12 protein-coding genes are annotated in these 17537 nt (G+C 73.8%); 4 read left to right on the top strand and 8 right to left on the bottom strand.

What is annotated here, in order from left to right; all coding sequences use genetic code 11:
- Positions 1 to 4: 4 nt before the first annotated feature.
- Positions 5 to 907 (top strand): alpha/beta fold hydrolase, encoded by a 903-nt coding sequence (locus LZF96_RS13180; protein WP_233870717.1) that lies wholly within the window; start codon positions 5 to 7, stop codon positions 905 to 907.
- A 220-nt stretch (positions 908 to 1127) separates the two neighbouring features.
- Positions 1128 to 2024, top strand: a complete 897-nt coding sequence (locus tag LZF96_RS13175) for a phosphotransferase (protein WP_233870715.1) — start codon at positions 1128 to 1130, stop codon at positions 2022 to 2024.
- Between the two features lie 10 nt (positions 2025 to 2034).
- On the opposite strand, the gene LZF96_RS13170 is transcribed toward LZF96_RS13175, so the two are convergent.
- On the bottom strand, positions 2035 to 2952 hold the full coding sequence (locus tag LZF96_RS13170) for a regulator (RefSeq protein ID WP_233870713.1): 918 nt from the start codon (positions 2950 to 2952) through the stop codon (positions 2035 to 2037).
- Positions 2943 to 3266 (bottom strand): hypothetical protein, encoded by a 324-nt coding sequence (locus tag LZF96_RS13165; protein ID WP_233870711.1) that lies wholly within the window; start codon positions 3264 to 3266, stop codon positions 2943 to 2945. Before LZF96_RS13165 ends, LZF96_RS13170 begins: the two co-directional genes overlap by 10 nt.
- 387 nt (positions 3267 to 3653) lie before the next feature.
- Here LZF96_RS13165 and LZF96_RS13160 point away from each other — a divergent pair, with 387 nt between their 5' ends.
- A complete protein-coding gene (locus LZF96_RS13160) occupies positions 3654 to 4199 on the top strand; it encodes a bifunctional DNA primase/polymerase (protein WP_308294198.1) in 546 nt (181 codons plus the stop codon).
- Between the two features lie 284 nt (positions 4200 to 4483).
- On the opposite strand, the gene LZF96_RS13155 is transcribed toward LZF96_RS13160, so the two are convergent.
- Positions 4484 to 6964 carry a Tex family protein gene (locus LZF96_RS13155; protein WP_233870709.1) on the bottom strand — a complete coding sequence of 827 codons (2481 nt, stop codon included), beginning with the start codon at positions 6962 to 6964 and terminating at the stop codon, positions 4484 to 4486.
- 242 nt (positions 6965 to 7206) lie between these two features.
- Positions 7207 to 8952, bottom strand: a complete 1746-nt coding sequence (locus tag LZF96_RS13150; RefSeq protein WP_374203216.1) for a PLP-dependent aminotransferase family protein — start codon at positions 8950 to 8952, stop codon at positions 7207 to 7209.
- A gap of 28 nt (positions 8953 to 8980) precedes the next feature.
- On the opposite strand from LZF96_RS13150, the gene LZF96_RS13145 reads away from it, so the two are divergent.
- A complete protein-coding gene (locus LZF96_RS13145; RefSeq protein ID WP_233870707.1) occupies positions 8981 to 9853 on the top strand; it encodes a methyltransferase domain-containing protein in 873 nt (290 codons plus the stop codon).
- A gap of 42 nt (positions 9854 to 9895) precedes the next feature.
- Here LZF96_RS13145 and LZF96_RS13140 read toward each other — a convergent pair whose 3' ends face one another.
- The 4 genes from LZF96_RS13140 to LZF96_RS13125 form a co-directional block, all read right to left on the bottom strand.
- Positions 9896 to 12313 (bottom strand): MMPL family transporter, encoded by a 2418-nt coding sequence (locus tag LZF96_RS13140; protein WP_233870705.1) that lies wholly within the window; start codon positions 12311 to 12313, stop codon positions 9896 to 9898.
- A 332-nt stretch (positions 12314 to 12645) separates the two neighbouring features.
- The gene (locus tag LZF96_RS13135; protein WP_233870703.1) at positions 12646 to 13338 is read right to left on the bottom strand and encodes a TetR/AcrR family transcriptional regulator; all 693 of its coding nucleotides are present in this window, start codon (positions 13336 to 13338) and stop codon (positions 12646 to 12648) included.
- A gap of 503 nt (positions 13339 to 13841) precedes the next feature.
- On the bottom strand, positions 13842 to 16184 hold the full coding sequence (locus tag LZF96_RS13130) for a 3-hydroxyacyl-CoA dehydrogenase NAD-binding domain-containing protein (RefSeq protein ID WP_233870700.1): 2343 nt from the start codon (positions 16182 to 16184) through the stop codon (positions 13842 to 13844).
- Between the two features lie 123 nt (positions 16185 to 16307).
- Entirely contained in the window at positions 16308 to 17519 is a 1212-nt protein-coding gene (locus LZF96_RS13125; protein ID WP_233870698.1) for an acetyl-CoA C-acetyltransferase, read from the bottom strand.
- Positions 17520 to 17537: the final 18 nt, after the last annotated feature.

Genomic DNA, 17537 nt, shown 5'->3' with positions numbered 1-17537 from the left:
GCGCATGGCCAGAATCCTGTGTGGGGACACCGAGTTCGGATACGACGAGGCGGGGGGCGGCGAGCCCGCGGTGGTGCTGGTGCACGCCGGGCTGGCGGATCGTCGGATGTGGGCGCACCAGTTCCTGGCCCTGGCGGCCGATCACCGGGTGATCCGCTACGACTGCCGGGGCCACGGGGAGAGCGGTTCCGGGCCCGGGCCCGGCTCCCACCAGGAGGACCTGCTGGCGTTGTTGGACGCCCTCGAGGTGCCCCGGGCCGCGCTGATCGGCTGTTCGATGGGCGGCTCGTACGCGGTGGAGGCGGCCCTGGCGGCACCGGAACGGGTGACTGCGCTGGCACTGATCTCCCCCGGGCTCTCCGGGCGCCCGTGGCCCGAGGACATGCTGCTGGAGGCGGCGGAGCGGGTGCACGCGCGCATCCCCGCCGAGCGGCGCGAGGTCTACCTGGCCGGGGGCACCACGGAACACCTGCTGGTCGACGCGCTGGCCACCGCCGAGGCGCACATCGAGTGGATGGTGGCCGGTCCCGGTCGGGACCGCTCGGCGCTGCCGCCCGAGGCGTGGGAGTTGGCGGTACAGATGTACCGCGAACACCTGGAACGTCTGTGGAGCGGGGAGGAGCCGCCGGTCGAGGAGGTGCTGCCGGATCTGTTGCCGGGCACCCGATTGGACCGCGTGGTCGCGCCCACCCTGGTCATCAACGGGCTGGACGACGTGCCCCGGGTGCAGGAGGTCGCGGCCGAGGTGGCCGGCGGGATACCCGGCGCCCGTCTGGTGGATCTGCCCGACACCGGGCACCTGGCGCCGTTGGAGCACCCCGCGGAGGTCACGGAGATCCTGCGGTCTTTCCTGGTCTCCGCCTCGACCGTCCCCACCCGCGAGGACCCCGGGGCGCCCGCTCGCTGACGGGCGGGGAGCGGGGCGGCCCCCGCCCCTCCCCCGGGTCGCCGCGCACGCCGCGCCGGAGGCCGTGGCTCCTCACCCCGACGCTCCTGGTGAGGCGCCTGCCGACCCGGTCCACCCCCGCGCTCACGCCCCGGATACGCCGTGGCGATGCGCTCCGGCGCTGTTTCCCCGGAGTGTGGAAGGGTGGGCCCGGAAGTCTGGGGACGGGGAGGTGCGCGGCATGGCGGTGATGTTCCAGGCCGGGGCTGCGAGGGCCGTTCTCGATGCAGCCTGTCGACGGGCCGGGCTCGATCCCGCCGGTGCCGAGTTGCTCCGGCTGGGTTCGAACGCGGTCTACCGGCTCGCCTCGGCCCCGATCGTGGTGCGGGTGGCCGGTGACGGGGAGAGCGCCGCATTTGTGAAGCGATCGGTCGCGGTGGCGCGATGGCTGGAAGCGGAGGGGTTTCCCGCTGTCCGGATCGTCTCCGGCATCGAACAGCCGATGGCAGTGGCCGGCCGTCTGGTCACCTTCTGGGAGAACGCGCAGGATCGGGAGGAGTACGCCCGTCCCGATGAACTGGCCGACCTCCTCCGCCGTCTCCACCGGCTGCGGGAACCGGAAGCGCTCGGCCTGCCGTACTTCAACCCTTTCGCCAAGGTGTGGGAGCCGCTCGCCGAGATGGAAGGGGTGGGGGATGAGGACCGGCGGTTACTGTCCGAACGTGCCGATCGGCTGCACAAGGAGTACGACCGGCTCGACTTCGTCCTTCCCTTCGGCATGATCCACGGGGACGCCAACGTCGGGAACGCGATCCGCCGACACGACGGCCGGGCGGTGCTGATCGACCTCGACGGTTTCTGCCCGGGGCCCCGGGAGTGGGATCTCGTGCTGACCTCGCTCTACTACGAGCGGTACGGCTGGCACACCCGGGCCGAATACGAGTCCTTCGTGCACCACTACGGATTCGAGCTGATGAACTGGCCCGGCTATCCGGTCCTCGCCGATCTGCGAGAGCTGATGATGACGCTCTGGCTCGGGCGCCGGATCACCACCGAGGAACGAGCGGCGCGGGAGTTCGCCCGCCGGGTGCACGCCATCCGCACCAACGGCAGCCGGCGGGACTGGCAACCCTTCTGAACCGGTGGACCTACCGGCCGATCCGATCGGTGGTGGCGAGCCACAACCGGTGCTCCCCGGCCTGCTCCTCCAACTCCCGCACGCTCGCGGTGTGCCCGGTGGCCTCGACATGCCGCCGGAACTCCGCCAGATAGCCGACGCACCGGTTGAACCGGAGCTGTTCCCCCAGATCGAGGGCATCCAGAGCCACCCGGCACGCCTCCTCCGGATCGCCCGCCCCCAGGTGGGCGTCCGCCAGAACCATCGTGGCGAAGAAGTCGCTGCGCACGTGGTCACCGCTCATGGCGTTCTCGGCATGGGCCACGGCCCTGCGGGCACTCCTCACGTCCCGGAAGCAATGGGCGGCCTCGGCGGCCAACTCCGCCTCGTCGAAGTAGCTGATCCACTCCGGTTCGTCGCCGTTGTAGCGGCTCTCCAGAGCGTTCGTCGCGGCGGAGAGTGCCTGTTCGCATCCCTTCACATCTCCCGTGCGGGCCAATGCGCGGGCCTCCATGGCATGGAACTGTGCCAGCAGCGTCGGCGTCGCCACCCCGGCCACGCCCAGGCGGGCCGCCCGGGCGAGTGTGGCAGCTTCGGCGTGGCGACCGAGAAAGGTGGCTTGGTGGCTCATCGCGGAGAGCACACTCCCGGCCAGACGCCGGTCCTCCCAGTCTTGGGCGAGACGCAGCGCCTGGAGGAAATAGCGTTGGGCGAGACCGTGATGACAGGCGTCGTAGGACATCCAGGCCGCGAGAAGGGTGGCCTCGGCGGCAGTGGAGAACAACACACGTCCCAGCGCCTCGGTCCAGCCTCCGGTGAGCAGAGGGGCGACTTCACGGCTGAGATACTGGATCACCGCGTGCCGGGCGTGACCACCGCCGAACCGGTCGTCCAACCGCGCGAAGGTCTCGATCGTCGTCCGTACGGTGGCCACATCCGTCAGGCCCACCCGAAGGTCGGTTCCCTCCGAACGTGCCGGGCGGTCGGGGGCGGAGCCACCAACCACCGCAACGACGCCTCGTGCCAGGCCGGAACGGAGGGAGCCGAGGAGAGCAGGCCCTCCGCGTTCTCCAAGTCGGTCCGCCACAGGGCGGCGACCCCTGTGATGGCCTCCCGGATGGTGTCCGGGTAGCCGATCCTCGATACAGGAAGAAGCGGTACCTCCTGCACCCCGGACAGATCGAGGGCTTCACGGAGCAGCGGGCCGTAGAAGTCATCGGGAACGCTGTGGCCGTTCTCCCAACTGGCGATGCGGCGCTTCACACTCGCATCGGAGGGCAACGCCCGACCCTGTCGCGCGGCCTGCCGGCGCAACTCGCCGACGAGACGTAACTGACCCCACCCACGAGCCCTACGGGCTTCCCGGATGGTCTCGCCAAGCCCGGCCGTACTCCCCATCGCATCCCCCGTCGTACGATCACGCCTTCTCCGTGTTCGTCTTCTCACATTACGGAGTCGAGTCCTTGGTCAATGCGGAAAAGGAGGAGACGCGAAGGGTTTTCAGCGTCACGGGGGATGATCCGGCGGTGACGCCCGCGTCATCCCCCGTCTCCCGTCGTCATCTGCCGCCCCACCGCCTTGGCCGGAAGTCTGGAGGAGCGGCGACCGACCGGCGCCGTGCGGATGTGACCGAGGTGGGTTCGGGTGCAGATGATGACGCGGCGGGGGCTGGCATGGATCTCCTCCACAGCCGAAATTCCGGAACACTGCCGGGAAATCTGGCGTGATGACCCCCGCCGGCCGTACGCACTTCCGGCCGGGAGACAGTTCGATGTCGTGACGGTCGATCAGCGCCTCGGCATCGAAACCTTCGACCAACTGCGACGCTACGGACTTCCGGCCGGCCCGGTGATGGCGGACTGGGCCGCCCGACGGGTGGGCTTCTTTCTCCCGGCCGGTTCACGGGAACGCTTCGAACGGATGCCGGTCGCCGAGCGTGCCGGGATGCCCTCCTACCGCTACATCGGTCCGGGATCCGTCGTGGTGGTGCCGGGACCGATGCCGTTCGGTGGCGATCGGTTCACCTGGCTCCTCGCTCCGTTCCGGCAGCCCTACCCGACACCGGTTCGCACGGCCGCGCTGACGGCCATGCTCGCGGCGGCCTCGATGACCCTGGAACGAGTCGACCAATGGGGTATGGAGCACACCGGGACAGCCCCGGAGGATGGCGAAGAGATGGAGTGCCGCCCCGGATGAGAATGCCCCAACGATGCCGCTGTTCAGATGCACTGAGTCCGCCGATCTGCAAGGGGAGTTCCCCTACCTGCGGGCCGACCTCAACACCTTCGGCGGCGCATGGTCGCACTACAAGAAGACCCCGCTGTCAACAAGTTGGCCGGTGACGGGATCTGTCAGCACCTTCTGTGAGGCTCCGTCGCGGGATTCGCGCCCGCGCACGCGGTTCCGACGGGTCGCACCGGAACGGCCCGGGCCCTCCCGCGTGCGGGGAGGGCCCGGGCCCCGGGCGACCTCGTGAGGGGTCAGCGACGGCCCTCGCCGCCGGTGAGTCCGGCCCGGCGCAAGGCGTCGGCCATGGCGCTGTTGACCGGCGCCGGCGCACCGCGCCGGTCACCGCCCCGACGGTCGCGCTGCCGGGGCGCGCCGCCCTTCTCGCCGCGCTCGGCTCGGCCCCCGCGCTCGCGCGGGCCGTTGCCCTCGGGGCGACCCTCCCGGCCGCCCCGACCGCCGCGGCCGGCCCGCCCCTCCTGACCGCCCTGGCCGCCCTGGCCGCCGCGGTCACGACCCGCGCCCGGTTCGTCGTCCAGCCGCAGCGTCAGCGAGATCCGCTTGCGCGGGATGTCCACCTCCCGCACCCGCACCCGCACCACGTCACCCGACTTGACGACCTCGCGCGGGTCGGAGACGAACTTCTCCGACATCGCCGAGACGTGCACCAGGCCGTCCTGGTGGACGCCGATGTCCACGAACGCGCCGAAGGCTGCGACGTTGGAGACCACGCCCTCCAGGATCATGCCCGGCTCCAGGTCGCCGATCTTCTCCACGCCCTCCTTGAAGCGGGCGGTGCGGAAGGCCGGTCGGGGGTCGCGGCCCGGCTTCTCCAGTTCGCGGAGGATGTCGGTGACGGTGGGCACGCCGAAGGTGTCGTCGGTGAACTCCTCCGGGCGCAGGCCGCGCAGTACGGCGGTGTTGCCGATCAGACCCGCGACGTCCGTACCGGTGCGCTCGGCCATCCGACGCACCACGGGGTACGCCTCGGGGTGGACACTGGAGGCGTCCAGCGGGTCCTCCCCGCCGCGCACCCGCAGGAAGCCGGCGCACTGTTCGAACGCCTTGGGGCCGAGTCGGGCGACGTTCCGCAACTCCTTGCGGCTGCGGAAGGGGCCGTTCTCGTCCCGGTGGGCGACGATGTTCTCGGCGAGCCCGGAGCCGATGCCGGAGACCCGGGCCAGCAGCGGCGCGGAGGCGGTGTTGACCTCGACGCCGACGCCGTTCACGCAGTCCTCGACCACGGCGTCCAGGGAGCGGGAGAGCTTCAACTCGGAGAGGTCGTGCTGGTACTGCCCGACCCCGATCGACTTCGGATCGATCTTGACCAGTTCGGCCAGCGGGTCCTGGAGCCGGCGGGCGATGGAGACCGCGCCGCGCAGCGACACGTCCAGGTCCGGCAGCTCCCGGGAGGCGAAGGCGGAGGCGGAGTAGACCGAGGCGCCCGCCTCGGAGACCAGGGTCTTGGTGAGGTTCAGCTCCGGGTGCCGGGCGATGAGGTCGGCCGCCAGTCGGTCGGTCTCGCGGGAGGCGGTGCCGTTGCCGATGGCGACCAGCTCGACCCGGTGCCGGGCGGCCAGTTCACCGAGTCGTTCCAGCGCCTGATCCCACTTGCGCTGCGGGGCGTGCGGGTAGATCGTCCCGGTCTCCACGACCTTGCCGGTGGCGTCGACGACGGCCACCTTCACACCGGTGCGCAGCCCGGGGTCCAGGCCGAGCACCGCGCGGGTGCCGGCGGGCGCGGCGAGCAGCAGGTCGCGCAGGTTGGCGGCGAAGACGCCGACGGCCGCGTCCTCGGCGGCGGCCCGCAGCCGGGAACGCAGGTCGATCCCGAGGTGGACCAGGACGCGGGTGCGCCAGGCCCAACGGACGGTCTCCCGCAGCCAGGTGTCACCCGGGCGCCCCCGGTCGACGATGTCGAAACGGTGGGCGATGGCCCGCTCGTAGGCGGCGGACTCCGGCTCGCCGTCCTCGCCGGCCTCCGGTTCCAGGGCCACCTCCAGGACGTCCTCCTTCTCGCCCCGGAACATGGCCAGCGCGCGGTGCGAGGGCAGTTCGGCGACCCCCTCGGCGACATCGAAGTAGTCGGAGTACTTCGTGCCGGCCTCCTCCTTGCCGGGACGCACCCGGGAGATCAGGCGACCGCGGCTCCACATGCGCTCGCGCAGTTCGCCGATGAGGTCGGCGTCCTCACCGAAACGCTCCACCAGGATGGCCCGGGCGCCGGTCAGCGCGGCCTCGACGTCCGGGACGCCGCGTTCGGCGTCCACGAAGGCGGCCGCCGCGGCGGTGGGCTCCACCGAGGGGTCGGTGAGCAGACCGTCGGCGAGGGGCTCCAGGCCGGCCTCGCGGGCGATCTGCGCCTTGGTGCGGCGCTTGGGTTTGAAGGGGAGGTAGATGTCCTCCAGCCGGGCCTTGGTCTCCGCCGCGTGGATGGCGGTCTCCAGGGCGTCGTCCAGCTTGCCCTGCTCCCGGACCGACTCCAGGATCGCGGTTCGGCGCTCCTCCAGCTCCCGCAGGTAGCGCAGGCGCTCCTCCAGGGCGCGCAGCTGGATGTCGTCGAGGCCGCCGGTCGCCTCCTTGCGGTAGCGGGCGACGAAGGGCACGGTGGATCCGCCGTCCAGCAGTCCGACGGCCGCCACCACCTGTCCCTCCGCGACCGCCAGTTCCTCGGCGATTCGGGCCTCGACGGTGCGGCCGGTGCCGGCGGGAAGGGTCTGTGCGGACTGTGTCACGGTGCTCTCGGGGCGCGTGCCCCTGCCTCCTCTTGCCCGGTGTCGACGGACCGGGTCCGGGCCGCCCGCGGATGGGTGCGCGCGGGCGCGGGGTCGGTCCGCCGGGGTCGGTTCGCCGTACCGGGACCGGTACGGCCCGTGCATTCTGACAGGCCCGGGCGGTCGGCTGCCGGCGGGACGCGCCTGTCGGTCCGGCCGGGACGGGGGCGGGCGGACCCGGGGCGGGAAAGGACGGGGCCCCGTCATCCCCGGTGGATCGCACCGGGGACTCGACCCCCGGGCGTGTCCCCGGGGTCCCCGGGGTCGGCGGGGTCGGCACGAACGCCCCCGGCCGGTCCACCGGCGGGCGCGTCGGGGCGAAGGCCCCGGATTCCGGACGGGCGGCTCCGGTCCCCCGCGCGCCGCCCGGCGACGGGTTCTCCGGGGAAGGTGCCGCGCGAGGGGCCGAGCAGGCCGCGCACGGCCCCGCCCAGCAGTGCCACTCCCTCCGCGATCGCTCCCGGCGGGTGGGCGGCGTACCCCAGCACCAGACCGGGTCGATGGGAGCCCCGGGTGTTCGGGGAGACGTGCCAGGACAACGGGTGCACGCGCACCCCGGCCTCCAGCGCCGCGGTAGCGGCCCGCAGGTCGTCGCCCGTGGCGAAGGTCACCGTCAGGTGCAGACCGGCCGCCGCGCCGTGCACCGTGCCGCCGGGCAGGTGCTCGGCCAGGGCGGTGATCATGGCGTCGCGGCGCCGGCGGTGCCGGGCGCGCAGGAACCGCAGATGGCGCTCGAGCGCGCCGGACTCCATCAGGTGGGCGACGACCAACTGCGGTGGGACGGAGGTGCCCAGGTCGGCGAGGCGCTTGGCCTCCACCAGGGCGGGCCGGAGGGCCGGTGGGGCGATCAGCCAGCCGATCCGCAGGCCGGGTGCGAGGGTCTTGGAGAGGCTGCCCAGATGGTGCACCCGCTCGGGGAGCAGCGCGCGCAGGGCGGGCACCGGGGGACGGTCCCAGCGGTGCTCGGCGTCGTAGTCGTCCTCCACGATCAGGCCGTCCGTCTCCTCGGCCCACCGCATCAGGGCCCGCCGGCGGTCCCCGCCCAGGACCACCCCGGTGGGGAACTGGTGGGCGGGTGTCAGGAGGACCGCCCGGGCGCCGTCGGCGCGCAGGGCGTCGATGTCCGCGCCCTCGGCGTCCACCGGGATCGGCGGGGTGTCCAGGCCGCGTCCGCGCAACACCTGCCGGACGCCCATCGACCCGGGGTTCTCCACCGCCACGCGGTCGATCCCCCGCGCCCGCAGGACCTCGGCGAGCAGGCCGAGTGCCTGAGCCGTACCGGAGACCACCAGCACCGCCTCCGGGTCCACGGCGATCCCCCGGGTGCGGCCGACCCACCCCGCGACGGCGGTGCGCAGGGCGGCGGTACCGCGCGGGTCGCCGTAGCCGAGGACGGCGGCGGGCAGGTCGGCGAGGACGGCGCGCTCCGCGCGCAGCCAGGCCGTCCGGGGGAAGGCCGCGAGGTCGGGGGTGCCGGGCGTGAGATCGACGCGGGCCGGGACGGCGCGCAACGCGTCGTGCGCCCCCGCCCCGGGGTCGGGTACGAAGAGCCCGTCGGGAATCCGGCGGGGAGCGGTATCGGGCCCCGTCGGGATGGGCGCCGGGGGCCGGACCGGTGCGGCGACCACGACGGTACCCCGGCGTCCGTCCCCGGCCAGATGGCCGTCCTCGGTCAGTCGCCGGTACGCCTCGGTGACCACGCCCCGGGAGACGCCGAGGTCGGCGGCGAGGGTGCGGCCGGCGGGCAGCCGACCGCCCACGGGCAGTCGCCCGTCCGCGACGGCCGCCCGCAGCCGGTGGGTCAGCCAGTCGGCCAACCCCCCGGCAGGGGCCTCGCGACGGTCCAGGTGGAGGAAGTCCGCCCCGTGGGCGGACCCCGGGGCCGGCCCGGGTGTTCCCCGGGCGACCGTTTCGGACCTGTTCTCCGGCTCTTCTTCGGACCTGTTCACCGGTCCATTGTGACGAGAGGCTCGGGGCATGGAGATCATCACCCCGCACGGGGACACCCACCCCGGTTCGGAGCCGGCCGGGGCGCGGGACGGATATGTACACGGTTACGGGGCCCGCGAGGCCGAACGGCTGACCACGCAGGCGGACGTCCTGGCGGCCCTGGTGCACGGCGACCGGGAGGGCATCGGCGGCCCGATCACCGGCCGGGTGCTGGAGGCGGGGTGCGGAACCGGGGCCCAGACCGGGCATCTGTTGGCCACGCCGGGGATACGGGTGGACGCGGTGGACCTCTCCACCGCGTCGCTGGCCCGGGCCCGTGGCCGACACGCGGCGGCCACGGCGGAGGGGCGGGTGCGGTGGCACCGCGCCGACGTGACGGACCTGCCCTTCCCGGACGCCGCTTTCGATCACGTCTTCGGCTGTTTCGTGCTGGAGCACCTCGCCGAACCGGGCCGGGCCCTGGCCGAGTGGCTGCGGGTGCTGCGGCCGGGCGGCGGGTTGACCGTGGTGGAGGGCGACCACGACTCGACCCTGCTGCACCCGGACGGCGCGGCGGGACGCGCGGTGATCGCCGGCCAGGCACGGGCGCAGGAACGGGCCGGTGGGGACGCCTTCATCGGGCGTCGGTTGGCGCCGTTGGTGCGGGGCGCGGGGTTCCGGGAGGTGGTGGTGGAGCCCCGCACGGTGTGCGCGGACCGGGCCCGGCCCGATCTGAGGACCGGATTCGTCCTCGGCACCTTCGTGCCGGTCTTCGAGGCGGCCCGGGGGGATGTGCTCGCGGAGGGGATGGTGGACGCCGCCGAATGGGAGCGCGGAATCGCCGACCTTCGGCGCACCGCCACGGGGGACGGCACCTTCCACTACACGTTCTTCCGCGCGACCGCGCGCGCCCCCCGCTGAGCGCGCCGACCCGGGATGCCGGGGGCTCCGGCGGGTGTCCGTTCAGCGGCGCCGGGAGGAGGGGGTGTCCCGTTCGGCGTCGGCGCCCGGGACACCACCGTGCCGCGCGGGGTCCCCCGGGTCGTCGGCGAACCCGTCGTCGGCGACCTCCCCACCGGCGGTTCGCCGCGCGAAGACGGCCGGGGCGTCCGCCGTCCCGGCGCCCGGGACGGCGGGCTCGGCGGCCCCCGGTGCCCTCCGGGCCAGCTTCTCGCCCTCCACGTCCACGTTGGGCAGGATCCGGTCCAGCCAGGCCGGCAGCCACCAGGCGGAGCGGCCGAGCAGCGCCAGCACCGCGGGCACGATCGCCATCCGGACCACGAAGGCGTCGAAGAGGATCGCGGCGGCCAGACCGAATCCGATCATCTTGATCATCGGTTCGTCCGCGCTGACGAAGCTCGCGAAGACGCTGATCATGATGATCGCGGCGGCGGTCACCACACGGGCGCTGTACCGGAAGCCGGTGATGATCGCCTGCCGGGCGTCCTCGCCGTGGACGTACGCCTCCCGCATCCGGGTGACCAGGAAGACCTCGTAGTCCATCGCCAGGCCGAAGACCACACCGATCAGGAAGATCGGCATCAGGCTCATGATCGGACCGGTGACCTCGACCCCGAAGAGGCCGGCCAGCCAGCCCCACTGGAAGACCGCGACCACGGCGCCCAGGGAGGCGAAGACCGAGAGCAGGAAGCCCAGCCCCGCCTTGATCGGCACCAGCAGGGAGCGGAAGACGACGGTCAGCAGGACGAAGGCCAGGCCGACGACGACCATCAGGTAGGGGGCCATGGCGTCGTCGATCCGCTCGGAGACGTCGATGGCCATCGCGGTCTGGCCGGTGACCAGGACCCGGGCGTCGTCGGCGCCGGCGAAGGCGGATGCCTCCTCGCGCAGGTCGTGCACCAGGTCGGCGGTCTCGACACCGCTGGGGGTGGAGCCGGGGATGACGGTGAGCATCGCGGTGTCACCGGTCTCGTCGGGGATCGGCTCGGTGACGGCCACGACGTTGTCCAGGCCCCGGATCCCCTCGGCCACGGCGCCGGCGATCGCCCCGGCGTCCTGCCCGTTGTCCACGTCGGCGGTGTCGACGGCCAGCAGCAGCGGGCCGTTGAAACCGGGTCCGAAGGACTCGGCGAGCATGTCGTAGGCCTGGCGCTGGGTGCTGGAGGGCGGTTCGGAACCCTCGTCCGGGAGGTTGAGTTCCATCTGGGTGGCGGGTATCGCGATCACACCGAGGCCGGCGACGGCGACCAGCAGGACGGCGATGGGACGCCGGACGACGAAGCGGGCCCAGCGGGTGCCCATGTTGGGCCGCTCCCCGTCGGCCGGGGTGCCCTCGACGGGGACCGTGTCCCCGGCGTCCCCGGCGCTGTCGGCCCCCTTGGTTCCCCCGGCGCGGGGGCGACGGGCCACCTGCGGGCGCACCTTCTCGCCCGCGAAGCCGAGCAGGGCGGGAATCAGGGTGATGCCGATGAGGACGGCGATGGCCACGGCGCCGGCCGCGGCCAGACCCATCTTGGTGAGGACGGGGATGTTCACCACCGCGAGGCCGCACATGGCGATGATGACGGTCAGACCGGCGAAGACGACGGCGGACCCGGCGGTGCCGGTGGCGCGGCCGACGGCTTCCCTCCGGTCGTGTCCCGCCGCCAGTTCGGCGCGATAGCGGGAGACGATGAACAGCGCGTAGTCGATGCCGACGGCGAGGCCGAGCATCATCGCCAGGATCGGGGTGGTGCTGTCCAGTTCGAGCGGTCCGCTGAGAACGGTGATGGCGCTCACCGCGATGCCGACCCCGATCAGGGCGGTGATCAGCGGCAGGCCGGCGGCGATCAACGAGCCGAGGGTGATGACCAGCACCACCGCCGCCACCGCGACACCGATCACCTCGGCCACGCCGGTGCTCGGGATCTCGAAGAGGGCGTCGCCGCCGATCTCGACCGTCAGGCCGGCGTCCCGGCCGGTCTCCGCCGCGTCCAGCAGCGCCTCGCGTTCGGCGTCCTCCAGTTCGGTGCCGCCGACCCGGTAGGAGACCTGCGAGTAGGCGGTGGTGAGGTCCTGGCTGACCGCCTGCGTCTCGAAGGGATCGGTGACCTGCGCGATGCGGTCACTGCCGCGTTCGAGTTCGGCGACGACGTCACCGACGGCCGCCGCGTGGGCGGGATCGTCGATCGCCCCGCCGTCGGGAGCCCGGAAGACGACCCGGGCGGTGGCCCCGTCGGCCCCCATGCCGGGGAAGCGTTCGGAGAGCAGGTCGAAGGCCTCCTGGGCCTCCGTGCCGGGAATGGAGATCTCGGTCGCGGGCTGGGAGTCGGTGGTCACGACGGCGGCACCGGCGACGCCCAGCAGGGCGATCCAGATCAGTGCGACCCATCGCCTCCAGGCGTATGTGAGACGCCCTGTCGCGTAGAGGAATGTCGCCATGAGAAGGCTGCTCTCCCATCGAGGTGGGCCGGCGGGGAGATTCCGGCGGTGTGGCCGTTCTTCGGTTTTCCGGATGCTTCCGGATGATTTTTCGCCGGTTTTCCGGCGTGCCTCGGGCCGGGCGGTGCCGTTCCGGGGTCCGGGGGGACGACCGGTGCGACGGGGACGGGGCCGGTTCCTCGGCGGGCGCGCGCCACGGCCGACCGGCGGAGCCCCTCATCGGGGCACGTCGGGGCCCGCCCGGGAGCGACCGGGCGTGTCAACGGGACGCGCGGGGTGTGGTGGTTGTCGATCCGCCGGGGTCCGGGGCGATGGGGGGCCGCCCCGGACGGTCAGCGGTCGGCGGATCCGTCCCGGGGAACCGGAGCGGACCCGCCGGGTTGGGAGGTCCCGGGGTCGGGGCCCCCCGGTTCGGTGCCCTCGAGACCGAGCACCGGGATGACGACCGCGTCGATGAAGCGGTCGAGGTACTCGGCGTCGGCGTGGGTGCCCTCGAAGAGCGGCCGGGTCATGACGGCCCCCATGAAGGCGTGCACGAGGTGGTCGGTGGCCGGGACGCGGGGCGCGATCTCGCCGCGCTCCACGGCCCGGTGCAGGGCGATGGTCAGCACGTCGGTCTCCGGCTCGACCAGCACCTCGCGGACGGCGCGCAGCAGTTCGGCGTCCCGCTGCCCGGCGTGGAGGAGGGCGTGCAGCAGACCGGTGCTCTCCTCCGAGTCCTCGGCGACCCGTCGGGCCATCTCCCGGATGTCCCCGAGGAGGGTGCCGGTGTCGATGTCCGCGAGGGTGGTCCGCTTGGTGTGCCGCAGGGCCGTGACGACGAATTGCGCCTTGGTGCCCCACTGACGGTAGAGGGTGGCCTTGCTGGCCCGGGTGCGGGCGGCGACGGCGTCCATGGTGAGGGCGTCGTAACCGCGTTCGCAGAGCAGTTCCAGCACCGCCTCGTACAGTTCGCGTTCCCGTTCCGGGGTGAGCTTCCCCCGACCGGTGGCGCGCGGCGCGACGGCCGCGGACTCTCCCGACATGGCGCGTGCCTCCCGAGGGCGACGGAACGACGGAACGGACGGTGTCGGCACCGTATCGGGCGGGCACGGCCCCCGGGGAGGGGCCGGCGCGTCCGGAACGGGCCGCGTATCGGGGCGGAACCCACCGGTCGCCCCCGCCGCCCGGGGCGGCGGGAACGGTGCCGAGGGGGTACGCCCCCGTGTACGGGCAGCGTAGCCGGCCCCCTCATCGAAACGCAAGCGGATCGAAACGTGACCGTTCTCATTCACGGGCCGGTCGGACTCCGGGGATGGCCGGGGCTGGACGGGGAAGGCGCCGGGGTCGGCTCCCCGTGTCCGCCGGCACCCCGGGGTTCCCCGGGAACCGGGCTCCGGGCTCCGGGCTCCGGGGAACCCGGACGTCACGTCCCGCCGGCCCGCGGGGGGCGGTGGGCGCCCGGACCGGCCCCCGGATCGTGTCGAGGACCCCGGACCGGCGCTCCCCGGGGGCGGGCCCCACCGCAGGGGACGCTCCCCGGGCCCCCTCAGGCTCCGTCCACGGCCACGGGGCCGCCCACCGGCCGACCCTCCCGCACCCGCTCGATCAACCACGCCGGCGGCTCGAAGCGCTCCCCGTACCGGCCCCGCAACTCCCGGGCCCGCTCCAGGAAACCGGTCGGGCCCGTCGGCCATCCGTCCGCGTAGCGCAGCACCCCGCCGGTCCAGGTGGGGAAGCCGATGCCCAGCAGTGATCCCACGGTCGCGTCGGCCTCGGACTCCACCACGCCCTCCTCCAGCGCCCGCATCGCCTCCAGGGACTCGGCGAAGAGCATCCGCTCGCGCAACTCCCGGAGGTCGGCGTGCCCGACCGCCGGGTCCGTGCCGGAGGTCGGCGCGCCGGGGCCGGCCCCCGATCCGGCGCCGGCCGCCGCGAAGTACTCGCGCAGCCCCGGCCACAGCCCCAGCCGCCGCCCGCCGGGACCGTCGTACTCGTGGAAGCCGGCGCCCGCCGCCCGCCCGGCGCGCCCGAACTCCTCCACCATCCGCTCCAGCACCCGCTCGGCCGGATCCGGACCGTCCGCCGGCCCCGCCCCGGCGGCGCGCGCCGCGCGTCGGATGTCCCGGGGCAGGGTGAGGGTCAGCTCGTCCAGCAGGGCGAGGACCGGGGTGGGGTAGCCGGCCGAGAGACAGGCCCGCTCGATCGAGGCGGGGGCGATCCCCTCCCCCACCATGCGCAGCCCCTCGTCGAGGAAGCAGCCGATGACCCGGGAGGTGAAGAAGCCGCGGGCGTCGTTGACCACGATCGGCGTCTTCCGCAGCCGACGGACCAGGTCGAAGGCGCGGGCGACGGCCTCGTCACCGGTGGCGGGCCCGCGCACGATCTCCACCAGCGGCATGCGCTCCACCGGGGAGAAGAAGTGCAGGCCGAGGAAGTCGGCCGGCCGGTCCACCGAACGGGCCAGGTCTCCGATGGGCAGAGTGGAGGTGTTGGTGCACAGCAGCGCGTCGGGGGCGAGCAGCGGCACCGCCTCGCGCAGCGCCGCGGCCTTGACCTCCGGGTCCTCCACCACCGCCTCGATCACCGCGTCACAGCCGGCCAGGTCGGCCGGGTCGGCGGTGGGGGTCAACCGGCCCAGCACCTCCTCGCGGTCCCCTGCGGAGAGTCGGCCGCGCTCCATCTCCCGGTCCAGCAGTTCCGCGCAGCGGTCCCGGCCCCGGGCGGCACGGTCGGCGTCGAGGTCCCTGAGCACCACCTCGATCCCGGCGCGGGCCAGCACGTGCGCGATGCCGGCACCCATCATCCCGGCGCCGAGGACGGCGACCCGGGTCACCGGCCGCTCCGGGACGCCGGCGGGGCGACGGGCCCCGGCCTCCACGGCCCGTTTGTCGAAGAACAGCGCGCGGATCGTGTCGCGCGCCACCGGTCCGGTGACCAGGGAGGTGAAGTACCGGGACTCGATGAGTTGGGCGGCCTCGATGTCCACCGCCGCGCCCTCGACCGCCGCCGCGAGGATCGCGTGCGGGGCGGGGGCAGGCGCGCCACCGGTGCGGGCGGTCAGGCGGGCGGGGAGGGCCGGCAGCAGGGCGGCGGGGCCGGGGTCGGAGGGCACGCCGCCGGGGACGCGGTATCCGGGGAGGTCCCAGGGCTGTCGGGCGTCGGGGTTCCCGGCGATCCACGCGCGGGCCCGGGAGAGCAGTTCGGCCGGGTCGTCGACCACCTCGTCCACCAGGCCCAGCTCCAGGGCGCGCGCCGGGCGGTACCGGCGTCCCTCCAGCAGCAGCGTGGCCAGGGCCCCGGTGATGCCCAGCAGGCGCACCGAGCGGACCACGCCACCGGTGCCGGGCAGCAGGCCCAGGGTCACCTCGGGCAGCCCGACCCGGCAGCCGGGGCCGGTGAGCAGCAGGCGGTGGTGACAGGCGAGGGCGATCTCGTAGCCGCCGCCCAGCGCGCTGCCGTTCATCGCGGCGACCACCGGACGGCCGAGGGTCTCCAACCGGCGCAGGGCGCGCTTGATCGCCATCGCCCCGTCGAAGACCTCCCGCGCGCGATCCGGCCCGATCTCCACCAGGCGGCGCAGATCCCCGCCCGCGAAGAAGGTGGGCTTGGCCGAGGTGATGATCACGCCGGTGATCGTGTCGCGCTCGGCCTCCAGCCGGTCCACCGCGGCGGTGAGCGCGGCGGTGAGCGCGGGGTTCATCGTGTTGGCGGAGCGGGCGGGGTCGTCCAGCACCAGGGTGACGACGCCGTCCGCCCCGGAGCCGTCGTCGGGGTCCCGCTCCCAGCGGATCGGGCCGGGCGCCCCGGGGGCGCCCCCGGCGGTCGGGGCGTCGGCCCCGGGGGCGTCGGCGGTGGGCCGGTCATCGGTCGGGGGCTGCTGCTGGGGCATGGCCGGGGCTCTCCGGGAACGTCGGGGGCGGGGACCGGGCTGGGACCGCGCGCCGGCGGGTGGGGTGAGGCGCGGGGCGGTTGCGGGGGCGGGTAAGCGGCGGGGCACCGCCGTCCGCCGGGATCAGAGACGTTCGATGATCGTGGCGATGCCCATGCCGCCGCCCACGCACAGGGTCGCCAGCCCGCGGCGCAGGTCGCGGCGCTCGAGTTCGTCGAGGAGGGTGCCCAGGATCATCGCGCCGGTGGCGCCCAGAGGGTGCCCCAGGGCGATGGCGCCGCCGTTGACGTTGACCCGGTCGAGGTCGAGTCCCATCTCCCGTACGAAGCGCAGCACGACGGCCGCGAACGCCTCGTTGATCTCCACCAGGTCGATGTCGTCCATGGTCAGGCCCGCGCGGTTCAGCGCCTTGCGAGTGGCGGGGGCCGGGCCGGTGAGCATGATGGTGGGCTCGGAGCCGGTGACGGCGGCGGAGACGATCCGGGCCCGGGGGCGCAGCCCGTACCGCTCCCCCACCTCCCGGGTGCCGATGACGGTGAGGGCCGCGCCGTCCACGATGCCGGAGGAGTTCCCGGCGTGGTGGACGTGGTCGATGCGCTCCAGCCAGTGGTACTTCCCCAGCGCGACGGCGTCGAAGCCGCCCTCCTCCCCCATCCGGGCGAAGGAGGGACGCAGGGCGGCGAGGGAGTCGGCGGTGGTGCCGGGGCGCGGGTGCTCGTCGCGGTCCAGCAGGACGAGACCGGAGGGGTCGGTGACCGGGATCACCGAGCGGTCGAAACGGCCGTCCTTCCACGCGGCCGCGGCGCGTTCCTGGGAGAGCGCGGCGTACTCGTCCACGTCGCGGCGGGTCAGCCCCTCCAGGGTGGCGATGAGATCGGCGCCGATGCCCTGCGGGACGAAGCCGACGCGGTGGGCGGTGGCCGGGTCGGCGGCCCAGGCCCCGCCGTCGGAACCGATCGGCACCCGGGACATCGACTCCACCCCGCCGGCGAGGATCAGGTCCTCCCATCCGGAGCGGATCCGGGCGGCGGCCTGGTTGACGGCCTCCAGACCGGAGGCGCAGAACCGGTTCTCCTGCACGCCCGCCACGGTGTCCGGGAGACCGGCGGCGATGGCCGCGATCTTGGCGATGTCGGAGCCCTGGTCGCCCAGGGGGCTGACCACGCCCAGCACGATGTCGTCGATCGCGGCCGGGTCCAGGTCGGGTAGGCGGCGGCGGAGTTCGTCCACCAGGCCGACGACGAGGTCGATCGGTTTGACGGTGTGCAGTGAACCGTTGGGCTTGCCGCGACCGCGCGGGGTGCGGATCGCCTCGTAGAGGTAGGCCTCGGTCACGGGCTCTCCCGGCGTCGT

Origin of the sequence: Streptomyces sp. ST2-7A, assembly GCF_021390475.1 — a bacterium.
Taxonomy (GTDB): Bacteria; Actinomycetota; Actinomycetes; order Streptomycetales; family Streptomycetaceae; genus Streptomyces.
The sequence above is the reverse complement of the archived record's forward strand: the minus strand, read 5'-3'. Positions and strand labels throughout refer to the sequence as shown.